At 36.1% G+C, this 13908-nt stretch carries 11 protein-coding genes; 7 read left to right on the top strand and 4 right to left on the bottom strand.

From position 1 onward, the window contains the following. Positions 1-24: 24 nt before the first annotated feature. Positions 25-354 carry a HesB/IscA family protein gene (locus GGR32_RS02540; RefSeq protein ID WP_183476044.1) on the bottom strand — a complete coding sequence of 110 codons (330 nt, stop codon included), beginning with the start codon at positions 352-354 and terminating at the stop codon, positions 25-27. 248 nt (positions 355-602) lie between these two features. Here GGR32_RS02540 and thiL point away from each other — a divergent pair, with 248 nt between their 5' ends. After that, complete coding sequence (gene thiL / locus GGR32_RS02545) at positions 603-1667, top strand: thiamine-phosphate kinase (RefSeq protein ID WP_183476046.1); 1065 nt, start codon at positions 603-605, stop codon at positions 1665-1667. Between the two features lie 52 nt (positions 1668-1719). Here thiL and GGR32_RS02550 read toward each other — a convergent pair whose 3' ends face one another. Further along, positions 1720-2376 (bottom strand): hypothetical protein, encoded by a 657-nt coding sequence (locus GGR32_RS02550; protein WP_183476048.1) that lies wholly within the window; start codon positions 2374-2376, stop codon positions 1720-1722. Between the two features lie 98 nt (positions 2377-2474). Between GGR32_RS02550 and GGR32_RS02555 the strand changes: the two genes are divergently transcribed. Next, complete coding sequence (locus tag GGR32_RS02555) at positions 2475-3797, top strand: aspartate kinase (protein WP_183476049.1); 1323 nt, start codon at positions 2475-2477, stop codon at positions 3795-3797. A gap of 45 nt (positions 3798-3842) precedes the next feature. Here GGR32_RS02555 and GGR32_RS02560 read toward each other — a convergent pair whose 3' ends face one another. Both GGR32_RS02560 and GGR32_RS02565 read right to left on the bottom strand, forming a co-directional pair. Then, positions 3843-4619 carry an alpha/beta fold hydrolase gene (locus tag GGR32_RS02560; protein WP_183476051.1) on the bottom strand — a complete coding sequence of 259 codons (777 nt, stop codon included), beginning with the start codon at positions 4617-4619 and terminating at the stop codon, positions 3843-3845. Positions 4620-4683: 64 nt separating this feature from the next. After that, a complete protein-coding gene (locus GGR32_RS02565) occupies positions 4684-5976 on the bottom strand; it encodes an aminopeptidase P family protein (protein WP_183476053.1) in 1293 nt (430 codons plus the stop codon). Positions 5977-6238: 262 nt separating this feature from the next. Between GGR32_RS02565 and GGR32_RS02570 the strand changes: the two genes are divergently transcribed. The 5 genes from GGR32_RS02570 to GGR32_RS02590 all read left to right on the top strand — a co-directional run bounded on the left by GGR32_RS02570 (position 6239) and on the right by GGR32_RS02590 (position 13895). After that, positions 6239-6898: a succinate dehydrogenase cytochrome b subunit gene (locus GGR32_RS02570; RefSeq protein WP_183476055.1), complete on the top strand. Its 660-nt coding sequence runs from the start codon at positions 6239-6241 to the stop codon at positions 6896-6898. A 14-nt stretch (positions 6899-6912) separates the two neighbouring features. Beyond that, on the top strand, positions 6913-8916 hold the full coding sequence (locus tag GGR32_RS02575; RefSeq protein WP_183476057.1) for a fumarate reductase/succinate dehydrogenase flavoprotein subunit: 2004 nt from the start codon (positions 6913-6915) through the stop codon (positions 8914-8916). A gap of 74 nt (positions 8917-8990) precedes the next feature. Beyond that, positions 8991-9737 carry a succinate dehydrogenase/fumarate reductase iron-sulfur subunit gene (locus GGR32_RS02580; protein ID WP_183476059.1) on the top strand — a complete coding sequence of 249 codons (747 nt, stop codon included), beginning with the start codon at positions 8991-8993 and terminating at the stop codon, positions 9735-9737. 270 nt (positions 9738-10007) lie between these two features. Next, a complete protein-coding gene (locus GGR32_RS02585; RefSeq protein WP_183476061.1) occupies positions 10008-11402 on the top strand; it encodes a tetratricopeptide repeat protein in 1395 nt (464 codons plus the stop codon). A gap of 144 nt (positions 11403-11546) precedes the next feature. Continuing rightward, entirely contained in the window at positions 11547-13895 is a 2349-nt protein-coding gene (locus GGR32_RS02590) for a T9SS type B sorting domain-containing protein (protein ID WP_183476063.1), read from the top strand. Positions 13896-13908 lie beyond the last annotated feature (13 nt).

Here is a 13908-nt window from a genome sequence, read left to right on the forward strand (position 1 = left end):
AAACTTAGTCTCTTGAGGTATATATTATAGCGAAAAGCTTTCTCCGCAACCACAGGTACGCTCTGCATTCGGGTTATTAAAAACAAAACCTTTCCCGTTTAGTCCTCCCGAATATTCTAATGTTGTTCCTACCAGATAAAGAAAACTTCTTTTATCTACTAGGATTTTCACCGCATTATGTTCAAAAAGTTTATCTTCTGCTGCCTGCGAATTATCAAATTTTAATTCATAAGACAATCCCGAGCATCCGCCACTTTTTACGCCAACACGCACAAAATCTTGACCTACATTATAGCCATCTTCTGCCATTAATTCGGCTATCTTTTTCTTTGCGGTATCACTTACTTTTATCATAGCCTTAGGGTTTTACATCTTTTTACGGTGCAAAGATACCATTTAGGAGTGTGAAAACCATATTTATAAGCATTAATCTAATCGATATCTAGATAAGCTAAAGTTATAAGCCTATTTCTTAACAAAACTTAACACAAAACTAGGTTTATTAAACCACTATTCTAATACTTAAAAAAGATTATTTTTCTATTTAAGAATATCCTAACCTAAAAATATTAATTTTGCTTTTCTTAAAAATAATATTGAGTATGTTTGATAATAAAGGTAGCAAAACGAGTTTAGCAGAATTAGGAGAATTTGGACTGATAGAACACTTAACCCGTTTTGTAGAATTAAGCCAAGCTTCTACCAAAAAAGGCATTGGTGATGATGCTGCTATCTTGCAATTTAACAACGAGGAAGACGTAGTAGTATCTACCGACATGCTTGTAGAAGGCGTACATTTTGATCTTGCTTACATGCCACTAAAGCATTTAGGTTATAAAGCCGTCATGGTGAACTTATCAGACATTTATGCCATGAATGCTGAGGCTACGCAAATAACGGTTTCTATCGCCGCTTCTAACCGATTTCCTGTAGAAGCTCTAGAAGAGCTCTATACTGGAATTTTACTAGCTTGTAAAACCTACAAAGTAGATTTAGTGGGCGGAGACACCACTTCATCTACCGCTGGATTAATTATTAGCATTACCGCCATAGGAAAAGCAAAGCCTAACGATATTTGCCAACGTAACGGAGCAAAACCTAACGATTTACTGGTTGTAACAGGCGATCTTGGCGGAGCATATATGGGATTACAGGTTTTAGAAAGAGAAAAACAGGTTTTCAAAGTAAATCCTAATGCTCAGCCCGATTTAGAACCTTACACCTATATTATTGAAAGACAACTAAAACCTGAAGCAAGAAAAGACATCCCAACACTACTAAAATCTCTAGAGGTTACACCTACTTCGATGATAGACATTAGCGACGGGTTATCGTCAGAAATTATCCATTTATGCAAAAACGCGAAGGTTGGCGCAAACTTATTTGAAGAAAAAATTCCTTTAGACCCTACTGTAATTTCTGTTTGTGAAGAGTTTAATATAGACAGTACAACCATTGCTCTAAGCGGTGGCGAAGATTATGAGCTATTGTTTACCATCAACCAAAAAGATTACGATAAAATTAAAGGAAACCCTAACTTTAGCATCATAGGTCATATTACAGAAGAAAAAGAAGGCATGCACATTATTACGCGAGCAAATCAGAAAATTGCCTTAAAAGCTCGCGGATGGAACTCTTTTGAAGAAGACGAACAAGAAAACAAATAAGCTTCTAAAAATTATCATCCATTTCATAAAGAAAGCTTAGCCTAGCTAACCGCTAAGCTTTCAACCCTTTTATTACCGAAAAAGCCTGCTCAACCAAAGCTTCTTCTACCAAAATCGTAAATTCGTTAGCCGTAGAAATAACTTCATATAAAGCTATATCTCGCCAAGCCAACTGTTTTAGCAAATGATAATATAAACCCACAGCTTTATAATTTCCTAAAGGAAGTTGTAAGCTTATTGCCGATAACTCTTGATGATGACTCAACAACTCTTGTTTCCCAAAAAAACGATTAACAACTTCTACCGCAGCACCCGAAATCATTAAATTACTTTCTAAAATTCCACGTGTAAACGCATAAAACAAATTCGGATTATCAGAAAAATAGCCTAACATTTTCGTATGGCTACCTAACAAAGAATTGGTGTTTTTAAAAGTAAACGAATGAATGTTAGACCGCACCGTAATATCTCCCAACTGCTTAAAATAATGTTCTCTCACCCCTTTTTCTGCAATTCCTGCTGGAAATCTATAACGTCGCAACGCCATCATAATGGCTGCCGATTTTATTGGTTTACGTACAAAATCTGACACCTGCGGCCGCAACTCTTCTGCTAACGCACTATAATTTATAATTTTTCGCTGTAAAGCTTCTACTAAAAAAGGCTGATTCTTTAAAATCTGCTCCACTCCCTGAGTAACCGTTCTCATTTGTTATATATTTAACACATTGCATAAAAATAGTAAAAAATATTGAGTTTTTATGTTTCTACAGAAGCACAAATTACTTTCGCCCAAAAATATACAGTATGAAGGTTTTAAAGTTTGGAGGCACCTCGGTAGGTACGCCAGAAAACATACAGCACATCTATGAAATAGTTAATAACAACACCCCTAAAATTGTTGTTTTATCTGCCATGAGCGGAAGCACCAACAGCTTAGTTAAATTAAGCCAAGCTATTTTAGAGCAACAACCGCAAGAGGCACAAAAAATTGCAAAAGCTCTGTTTTTAAAACAGCTTCAAATTACCGCTGCACTCCTTACCGACAAAAAAAGAATAGAAAACCTAAATAAGTTTTCAGAAACCTTATATAAAGAATTGCTTTTTTACATAGAAAGTATAAATGATAATCGGTTTAAAATTTTAGCTCAAGGCGAACGTTTTTCCACCTATCTTGTTCATCAGTTTTTAGAAGAAAAAGGCATAAAAACCGCTCTTATTTCTGCGTTAGATTTTATGCGCATCGATAAAAACAATGAACCCGATATGTTTTACATCAGGCAAAACCTAAGGCGTTTACTTTCTGAAAGTCCACAAAAAACAGTTTACATCACACAGGGGTTTATTTGCAGAAATCACCAAGGAGGTGTTGCCAATTTAGACCGCGGCGGAAGCGACTATTCTGCCACGCTTATCGGAGCTGCACTTTATGCAGAAGAAGTACAAATTTGGACCGATATAGACGGATTTCATAACAACGACCCAAGGTATATTAACAACACCTATCCGTTAGCCAACCTGTCGTATAACGAAGCGGCAGAACTGGCGTATTTTGGTGCAAAAATTTTACATCCACAAACCATTTTACCTGTAAAAGACTTAAAAATTCCTGTACGATTAAAAAACACGCAAGATGCACAAGCTAACGGCACATTAATAACACACGAAACTACAACTAACGGAATTAAAGCAATTGCCGCAAAAGATGGCATTACCGCTATCAAAATAAAATCTGAACGCATGCTATTGGCTTATGGGTTCTTAAAAAAAGTGTTTGAAATTTTCGAGAAATACCAAACCGCTATCGATATGATAACCACTTCGGAAATTGCAATTTCACTAACCATAGACAACCCGATACATCTAGCAGAAATTACAAAAGAGTTGCAAAAATTTGCTAGCGTAGAAATTGAACAAGAAAAAAGTATTATTTGCTTGGTTGGAAATGAAATTATTCACCACCCAGACACCCCACAACTATTTAAAATTTTAAACGATGTTAATATACGTATGATTGCTTATGGCGGAAGCAATAACAATATTTCTTTACTGGTAAACACTCAAGACAAAATAAGCACTTTAAACCTGCTTAACAACTATGTATTTAGGCTAGAAGAGCGTTTGGTTTAGCTTCTAGCAACTCCCCTTTTGTTTACTTCAGCAATATGGGGAGTTTTACTTGTTTAAAATAAATTGAACTTTAGCTAAAAGGGCTTCTTGAGCCTCTAAATAAGACATGTGCCCACCTTCAAAAAGCACCAACGGAACTCCTGTTTCTTCCGCCAATTGTTCTTGTGAGCTTCGCAAAATCAACGGATCCTCTTCTCCACCTAACAAATACGTTTTCTTGGCAAAATCCGCTAAAACATCCACTCTATTTTCACGCTCTTTCAAGCCTCTTAATGATGCCACAACAGCTTCTACCGAAAGTTTTTTAGCTTCCAAAACCATTGCTTCTATCTGCTGCGAAAATTTATTTTTATTAACTTCTGAAAATAGGTTTTTAATTGCCATACTTACAAAAGCCTCTTTATTTTGTTTTACCAACCTTATGGCTCGCTCTCTAACTTTTTTACGCGCTTCACTATCGGTATAAGCAGTAGAGTTTAACAATAAAAGCCTATGTACTTTTTCAGGAAATAATTCTGCAAAAGCCAAAGCCACATATCCACCCATAGAATGCCCTAAAAAAGCTGCTTCTGTTACATTTAATTTTTCCAACACCGCATTTACCGCTTTCGCCATTTCTGACATTTTATGCTGATCGCCCTGTTGTAGTGTTTTTCCGTGTCCAAACAAGTCTATGTTTATACATAAAAAATTTTTATTTAACGTAGCAACTGTAGGATTCCAAATTTGAGAATTTTCTAAAAACCCGTGCAACAAGACAACCGCCTTACCTGCTCCAGAAATTTCAAAATGTACTGGTCTATTATTATAGCTTACTTCCATAATTTTCATTAAAAAATGCCGCAATAAAGCAAAGCGGCATTTTTATTTTATTTTTAGTATTTTACTAAGCGTTCATCAAATCTTCAATTTCATCAGCTAAAATCGGGATATTTCTCATCAAATTAAAAGGCTCCCCTTTTTCTTGCACAACCACATCGTCCTCTAGGCGTATCCCAAAACCTTCTTCTGGAATATACACACCAGGCTCTACGGTAAACACCATATTGGCTTGCATTGGCTCGTGCAACAATCCGTAATCGTGCGTATCTAAGCCCATGTGATGCGATGTTCCGTGCATAAAATATTTTTTATATGCCGGCCAATCTGGGTTTTCATTTTGCACGTCTGCTTTATCTAGTAAGCCCAAATCTAAAAATGCAGCAGTAGCCAACTTACCTACTTCTTTATGATATTCTGCCCATAAAGTTCCTGGCACAAGCATTTTAGTAGCCTCATCTTTTATAGATAGAATTTTGTTATAAACTTCTTTTTGACGTTTTGTAAATCTCCCTGAAACAGGAATGGTACGCGACATATCGCTTGCATAATTAGCATATTCTGCTCCTATATCTAATAGAATAAGTTCTCCTTCTTTACACTGCGCTTTGTTTTCTATATAATGCAATACATTGGCATTTTGCCCCGAAGCAACAATAGGCGTATATGCAAAGCCTCTAGAGCGATTTCTTAAGAATTCATGCATAAACTCAGCCTCAATCTCAAACTCCCAAACCCCTGGTTTTACAAAACCAAGTACACGTTTAAATCCTTTTTCTGTAATGGCACACGCCTGTTGAATAGTTTCTATCTCTAAAGAATCTTTTACAGAGCGTAAACGTTGTAAAATAGGGTTACTTTTTGCAACTGCATGAGCAGGGTAAGATTCTTTTAGCCATTTATTAAAACGAGCCTCTCTAGTTTCGGTTTCTACATTGGCACGGTAATGCTCGTTAGTATTCACATATACCATTTCGGCTTGCGCCATAAGTTCGTAGAATATTTTCTGAAAATCATCCAACCAATATACCGTTTTTACTCCCGATACCTCAAATGCTTTCTCTTTGGTAAGTTTTTCGCCTTCCCAAACGGCAATATGCTCGTTAGTTTCTCTAAGGAAAAGAATTTCACGATGTTCAGGTTTAACAGCATCTGGAAAAAGCACCAAAATACTTTCTTCTTGATCTACTCCGCTTAAATAATAAAGATTGCGATCTTGCTGAAAAGGGATTGTACTATCTGCCCCAATAGGATAAACATCATTAGAATTAAAAACCGCTAAGCTATTCGGTTTCATCTCCTTTATGAAATTTTTTCTATTCTTTACAAATAAACTTTTATCGATAGGTGTATATCTCATAATAACTTTTGATTTTCCTCAAAGGTACAAATTCGATTCAAGACAGAAATAAGCACCTCCGTTAATTTTATTTAACATTTAGTAGCCTTTGTATTTTCAATACTCATCACTGCTATTTAACAAGATTCACATTAAGATTTAACAAATTTTAAGATTTAATCTTTATACCAATTCTAAATAAGAATAATGCTAAGCTTAAAGTTTGTTAAAACCAATATGAAGCGTATTTTTGTAAAACATTTCAAAAAAAATTTCAGAACCAATGGGTGGATTTATACAATCATCGACCATGAGGAAGTTTGCCATGGCACTATCTGGCCTTTTCCTTGTTTTTTTCTTATTACAACATTTTATCATTAACCTAACCTCTGTAACAAGCCCTGACACTTTCAACGAGTTGTCGCACTTTATGGGAACAAACCCTTTAGTACAGGTGCTTTTACAACCTGTTTTAATTTTCGGAGTGATTTTTCACTTTGCAATGGGCTTTATTTTAGAGGCCAAAAACAAAAAAGCACGTAATGTAAATTATGTAAAGTACAATGGCGGAGCTAATGCTTCTTGGATGTCTAGAAACATGATTTATTCTGGAATTGTAATTCTTGCTTTTTTAGGATTGCATTTTTATGATTTTTGGGTTCCAGAAATGGTACACAAATACATCCAATCACATCCAGAAGATGCTACAAGATATTATGCAGAAACAATAGCAAAATTTGAAAGCCCTGTAAGAACAGGTATATATGTAGTAGCATTTATTTTCTTAATGCTTCACCTATTACACGGTTTTTCTTCATCATTCCAATCTATAGGATGGAATAACAAATATTCAAAAGCTTTAAAAGGCTTCACGCAAGCCTATGCCATTATAATTCCTTTAGGATTTATTTTCATAGCTGTTTATCACTATCTTAATCATTAGTAATACGTAGATTTATGTCAGTTTTAGATTCAAAAATACCAGTAGGACCACTTGCAGACAAGTGGACAAAACACAAAAATGATATCAACCTGGTTAACCCTGCAAACAAGCGTAATATCGATATTATTATAGTGGGAACAGGATTAGCAGGTGGTAGTGCTGCTGCTACCCTAGCAGAACTTGGTTATAATGTAAAAACATTTTGCTACCAAGATTCACCTCGTAGAGCACACTCTATTGCTGCCCAAGGAGGTATAAATGCCGCAAAAAATTATCAAGGAGACGGAGATTCTAACTACCGTCTTTTCTACGATACAGTTAAAGGAGGGGATTATCGTTCGCGCGAAGCAAACGTGTACCGCTTAGCTGAAGTATCTGGAAATATTATAGACCAATGTGTTGCACAAGGTGTTCCTTTTGCCCGTGAATATGGTGGATATTTAGATAACCGCTCTTTTGGAGGAGTTCTTGTATCACGTACTTTTTATGCAAAAGGTCAAACAGGTCAACAATTGTTACTAGGAGCATACTCTGCCATGAACCGCCAAATAAACCGTGGTAAAATCCAATCTTTTAACCGTCATGAAATGATGGATTTAGTATTGGTTGATGGTAAAGCTCGTGGAATTATTGCAAGAAACATGGTAACAGGAGAAATTGAACGCCATTCGGCACACGCTGTCGTAGTAGCCTCTGGAGGTTACGGAAACGTTTTTTTCCTGTCTACCAATGCAATGGGGAGTAACGTAACAGCTGCTTGGCGTACACACCGCCGTGGTGCTTACTTTGCAAACCCATGTTATACACAAATTCACCCAACTTGTATTCCTGTATCGGGAGATCATCAGTCTAAATTAACCTTGATGTCTGAGTCGCTTCGTAATGATGGAAGAATTTGGGTACCTAAGAAAAAAGAAGACGCTATCGCTATTAGAGAAGGACGTCTTAAACCTACCGATTTAAAAGAGGAAGACAGAGATTATTACTTAGAAAGAAGGTACCCAGCCTTTGGTAACCTTGTACCTCGTGACGTAGCCTCTAGAGCCGCAAAAGAACGTTGCGATGCTGGCTTTGGAGTAAACAAAACAGGAGAAGCTGTATTTCTAGATTTCTCTAGCGCTATCCAACGTTACGGTAAAGAAAAAGCATTTACACAAGGGCATAAAAACCCTAGTAAAGAAGAAATTACAAAATTAGGAAAAGGAGTTGTTGAAGCTAAGTATGGAAACCTATTCCAGATGTACGAAAAAATTGTAGATCAAAATCCATACAAAACTCCGATGATGATTTACCCTGCGGTACACTATACCATGGGCGGACTTTGGGTAGATTACAACTTACAAACCACCATTCCAGGATGCTACGCCGCAGGAGAAGCTAATTTTTCTGATCACGGTGCTAACCGCCTTGGGGCTTCTGCCTTAATGCAAGGGCTTGCCGATGGTTACTTTGTACTTCCTTATACAATTGGCGATTATCTTTCTGATGATATTAGAACAGGAAAAATATCGACAGATTTACCTGAATTTGAAAAAACAGAAAAAGATGTACGTGACAGAATTCATAAATTAATGAATGCTGGAGGTAAACACTCTGTAGACCACTACCACAAAAAACTTGGTAAAATTATGTGGAACAAGTGTGGTATGGCCAGAAATGCTAAAGGGCTTGAAGAAGCACTAACGGAAATTAGAGAATTACGTGAAGATTTCTGGAAAAATGTAAAAGTAACAGGAAAAGAAAACGCTAAAAACGCTGAGCTTGAAAAAGCAGGACGTGTAGCCGATTTCCTTGAATTAGGAGAACTTTTTGCAAAAGATGCCCTACACAGAAACGAATCTTGTGGAGGTCACTTTAGAGAAGAATACCAAACCGAAGAAGGAGAAGCTTTAAGAGATGATGAAAACTTTAAGTATGTTGCTGCATGGGAATATGCAGGAGACCCTAAAGAAGCTAAACTTCATAAGGAAGAACTTGATTTTAAAAATATCGAATTAAAAACCAGAAGTTATAAATAGACGTCAGTATTGCAACTGAGGAGTTAGATATTAGCTTACTCACCACTCAATACTCAATACAAAACCTAAACAATATGAAACTTACATTAAAAATATGGCGTCAAGAAAATGCTAACGCAAAAGGAAAAATGGAAACTTATCCCATCGAAGGAATCGAAGGCGATATGTCTTTCCTTGAAATGTTAGACGTTTTAAATGAAGAGTTAGTAGCCAAAGGAGAAGAGCCTGTAGAATTCGATCACGACTGCCGTGAAGGAATTTGCGGAACATGCTCATTACAAATTAATGGAGAACCACACGGACCAGATAAGCTGATAACTACTTGCCAGTTACACATGCGTACGTTTAACGATGGTGACACTATTGTAATAGAGCCCTTTAGAGCTACTGCATTTCCTGTAATAAAAGATTTAATTGTAGATCGCTCTGCACTTGACCGCATACAACAAGCAGGAGGATATGTTTCTGTAAACACTTCAGGTAACACCATTGATGCCAATAGCATTCCTGTAAATAAACATGATGCCGATGATTCTTTCAACGCAGCTACTTGTATAGGATGTGGAGCTTGTGTTGCGGCTTGTAAAAACGCCAGTGCAATGCTTTTCACCTCGGCAAAAGTATCTCAATATGCATTACTACCGCAAGGTAAAGTAGAAGCCACAGAACGTGTATTAAATATGGTTAGACAAATGGATGAAGAAGGATTTGGAAACTGTAGTAATACTGGAGCTTGTGAAATTGAATGTCCTAAAGGAATTTCATTAGAGAATATCGCTAGACTTAACCGCGAATACTTATCTGCATCAACAAAAAGCTAGCTTAGTAGTAAATAAGTTCATTTTTTAGAAACCGCCTTGGAAATTTCCAAGGCGGTTTTTTTTATTATAAAATATCTTGATAACTATAGAAAACATCCCTAACACTAACAATATTTTTCCTATAAACATAAATATTTGAAAATTTCTTACTTAAATTATATCTTTCTACAAAGAAGAGCTTAAATAGTTATTTAGATTGATTCTAAAAAATATTTGTAAATTGCTCCGCATATTCACTATTAACAAACGCTTAGTAAGCTTTAATTAAAAATGAAAAAGCTTTATTTTATTCCTATTCTATTTATAAGCTGGTTTAGCACATTAAATTCACAGACTACAGCTTTCGAAAATCTAACAAAAAAGATCACTAACAAACAAGCTACTCCACTACAAGCCTATAAGCAATTAGACAGCTTGCTAACCGAAGCTATCAACGCAAATGATGCAGAGACCGAGCTCAAAATCCTATCTAAACGCTATGAATACGATTATCTGCAAAAAATAGATTTCGAACAAATGATTAGTGCTGCACAAATTCTAAAAGAGAGAGCTCAATACCACAACAACTTATTATACGAAGCCAAAGCTTATAAGTATTTAGCACAGGTTTATACTTTTAACGGACTCTATGAAAAAGCATTGAAAGAGCTTTCAATAGGTTTAAAAACTATAAACAAAGTAACCCCTGAAACTCCTAAAACAATTATGGAGCGAGCCAATATATATACCGCGTTTACAAATACATATACTCAAAACAACGAACCATTTAAAGGTATACAATACATCTATAAAGCTATCGAAGAACATGGAAAACTTACTAATCCTGAGCAAAAAAGAGGCACACAATTTATGGATTATGCTAACCTAGGCGGTATTTACCTTAAAGTAAACCTAGATTCTGCCAAATATTACGCCGAAAAATCCATTACGTACAGTAAACCCCATGAGTATAATCACAACTTAATGTTTCTCAATTACCTTGTTATTGGTAATGTACACCTCGCTAAAAAAGATTACCCAAACGCTGAAAAATATTATAAAAAAGCCGAAGCCATAAAAGAAGGTAAATATTTTATGAACATTAAAGAGCTATACAAAAACTTGATTAAAACGTATGCTGAATTAAATGAAACAGAACTAAAAAAAGAATACGAGCTAAAACTTAAAGATTTATCATTAACCATTGCTCAAAGCCAAAACAACTCCTTACGTAAAATCATACAAAACGACAAAAACAACATTAACAGCAGCCCTAAAAGTCGAAATAAAAATAATTATTATTGGATTTTGGGCGCTTTAGCTGTAATGGGTTTGGGAATAATAGCCCTAGTTATCTATAAAAGAAAAAAAACAATAACACACCCTCTTACCCCGAAAGAATACAATGAACTTATTGATTTACTCAAAGATAACGACCAAAAATTCCTGTTAGCCTTTGATACAAAATTTCCTCACTTTTCAAAAAAACTACTAAAAGAAAATGCCAACCTTACTAATTCAGAAATAGAATTATTAGCAATGGTAAAACTAGGAATAACCAACAAAGAAATTTCACAATATAAATATATACAACACCGAACCGTACAAAACAAAAGATATTTTATCCGAAAAAAACTCAATCTAGCTTCAGATATAGACCTAAATAAATGGATTGAGCACTTTTAACAAATGGAATTCAAAACATTCAAATACAGTAAATTAAACTAAAAAGTGAACCTAAAGTGAACCTGTAATGAGTGTACTTTTTAGCTTTTTCATAAAACCTCTGTTAGATTAGCTTAACCATAATTTAACTTAAGACTGAAATTTATGAAAGCAAAAATGACTCTTTCCTTAATAGGATTGCTAATACCGTTAATAGCAATCTCCCAATGGACACAATTAGGAGACACATTTGTAGGCAATGAGGAACAACTAAACCTAGGCTATGCCATTAACCTCTCTGCAGACGGAACAACACTAGCCATAGGAGAACCTTTACAAAAAGGCTCAAGCTATGAAGGTAACGAAAAAAGTCGTGTAAAAATTTATCGATGGAATACCAATGCAGGAACATGGCTACAATTAGGTCAAACCATATTTGGAGCAGAGCATTTCCTAGCACCTCCTAATAATCACAGCACTCCTCCTCCAAATAACGGAAGCGATGTAATACTTACCCCAGACGGAAATACCATTGCTATGGTAGAGAGAGGGTACTATTACATAAACCCTAATGATGAAAGTGATATTATTTTTAATGATCGCATTAGGGTTTTTAAATATCAAAACTCCCAGTGGGAACAGATAGGAGAAGACATTTTGGGAGAAGCCAGAAACATTGCAATCGCTGATAACGGCAACATATTGGCCGTTGGTATTGATTATGACGATACTGTAGCCGAAAACTCAGGAGCAGTAAAAGTATACCAATATCAAAGTAACGCTTGGACACAACTCGGAAACACCTTATACGGCTATGAAGATTTAGATTATTTTGGAACCTCTGTAGATTTATCTGGAGACGGAAGTATCCTTGCTGTAGGATGTTCTGGATGCGCAGCAGGAGGTTTAACTCCCGATCCTGGTTATGTAAGAATTTACAACTTGCAAGCAAATACCTGGACAGAGCAAGAAACCATCGCTGGGTTATATACAGACTTCTATGGACATGGGGGCTCAACAGGTTCTAGCGTTGCCCTTTCTAACAACGGAGAAGTGGTAGTTATTGGAAGTCAGCACCACAGAGACAGCAATAACAACTTGACTGGAGCAATAAGGGTTTTTAAAGACACTAACGGAAATTGGGCACAAGTAGGACAAACATTAGAAGGAGGAAAATCCTATAATGAAAACACCAAAAATATGGTTAGCATATCAGACGATGGTAATATTATCGCCTTTGGAACATCAGAATCTGTTTTTTCAGCTAACTTATCGAGTGTAAAAGTATTTCAAAACACCAACAATAATTGGCAGCAAATAGGACAGGCAATTCATCAAAGCTCCGAAAAAGAAAAAAGACAATTTGGACAAGTTGTCTCTTTATCTGCAGATGGTAATATCTTAGGTATAGGAATATCGGGAGCACAAGTTCAAGAAATACAAAACGCAGGAACCGTTAAAGTCTACCAAAACTGTAACCTAACTAATATTTCAACAAGTTTCTCTGGCAATACAGCCATTTGCACTGGAAACAACACCCATATCTCTGCCATAATCGATCAAGAACACTATCAAGAAAGAGGCGTTATAAACTGGTATGACAGCCTTACTGCAGATTCTCCCTTACATACAGGTGACAATTATCAAACTTCCGAATTATCAGAATCTACATCCTATTGGGTAGAAGCCGTAAGCCCTACAGGATGCCCTTCTGAAAGAATAGAGGTAAACATCACGGTAAACCCTGTACCTCAATTAAACGTTCAAAACACGGTAATTGATGTTTGTAACGGAGCCAAAGCAACCCTATACGCTACTACCGATATCGGAACCCTACAATGGTATAAGAACCTAGAAGATAGCCAGCCTATAGCGACAGGAAACACATTTAATTCACCAGCACTTACACAAGATACCACCTATTGGGTAGAAGCCATTTCTGATGAAAACTGTAACTCCGAGCGTACCGCCATAAATGTGTTTGTTAATGATAATATACAACCGAATATCGTTTTTAATTACAACAATAGCTATTGTCCTGATGGCACAAAAGCAATGCCTACATTAGAGCAATACTTCTACCCAGGAGGAGCTTTCTCTGCCAAAAATGGAATTATCATAGACCCTATAACTGGCGAGATAGATGTAGAAAATTCTACTCCAGGAAATTACAGCATCACCTATACCGTAGAAGAGGATCTTGAGGCTTGTATTACAGCCAAAAAACATACGCAAGAGGTTGTTATTAGACCTTGTTTTGTGCAACGAGGCATCTCGCCTAATGGCGATGGTATTAATGATAATTTTGATTTAAGAGGAATCCAAGCTCAGAAAGTCAACATCTTTAATCGCTACGGAACAGAGGTTTATAGTTTTAATGGAAACTACACCAACCAATGGGACGGGAAAGACAACAACGGTAAACAACTTCCCGATGCTACTTACTTCTATACCATCTTCACTAAAAACGGAGAAAAACTTACAGGGTGGGTATACATCAACAAACAATTTTAATAGCATAATTTCT

It is taken from the genome of Mesonia hippocampi (assembly GCF_014197445.1).
GTDB lineage: Bacteria > Bacteroidota > Bacteroidia > Flavobacteriales > Flavobacteriaceae > Mesonia > Mesonia hippocampi.

Excerpts from the sequence above, each read along its gene's own strand:
- GGR32_RS02540 (WP_183476044.1), bottom strand. The coding sequence starts at position 354 with ATGATAAAAGTAAGTGATACCGCAAAGAAAAAGATAGCCGAATTAATG.
- thiL (WP_183476046.1), top strand. The coding sequence starts at position 603 with ATGTTTGATAATAAAGGTAGCAAAACGAGTTTAGCAGAATTAGGAGAA.
- GGR32_RS02550 (WP_183476048.1), bottom strand. The coding sequence starts at position 2,376 with ATGAGAACGGTTACTCAGGGAGTGGAGCAGATTTTAAAGAATCAGCCT.
- GGR32_RS02555 (WP_183476049.1), top strand. The coding sequence starts at position 2,475 with ATGAAGGTTTTAAAGTTTGGAGGCACCTCGGTAGGTACGCCAGAAAAC.
- GGR32_RS02560 (WP_183476051.1), bottom strand. The coding sequence starts at position 4,619 with ATGGAAGTAAGCTATAATAATAGACCAGTACATTTTGAAATTTCTGGA.
- GGR32_RS02565 (WP_183476053.1), bottom strand. The coding sequence starts at position 5,976 with ATGAGATATACACCTATCGATAAAAGTTTATTTGTAAAGAATAGAAAA.
- GGR32_RS02570 (WP_183476055.1), top strand. The coding sequence starts at position 6,239 with ATGGGTGGATTTATACAATCATCGACCATGAGGAAGTTTGCCATGGCA.
- GGR32_RS02575 (WP_183476057.1), top strand. The coding sequence starts at position 6,913 with ATGTCAGTTTTAGATTCAAAAATACCAGTAGGACCACTTGCAGACAAG.
- GGR32_RS02580 (WP_183476059.1), top strand. The coding sequence starts at position 8,991 with ATGAAACTTACATTAAAAATATGGCGTCAAGAAAATGCTAACGCAAAA.
- GGR32_RS02585 (WP_183476061.1), top strand. The coding sequence starts at position 10,008 with ATGAAAAAGCTTTATTTTATTCCTATTCTATTTATAAGCTGGTTTAGC.
- GGR32_RS02590 (WP_183476063.1), top strand. The coding sequence starts at position 11,547 with ATGAAAGCAAAAATGACTCTTTCCTTAATAGGATTGCTAATACCGTTA.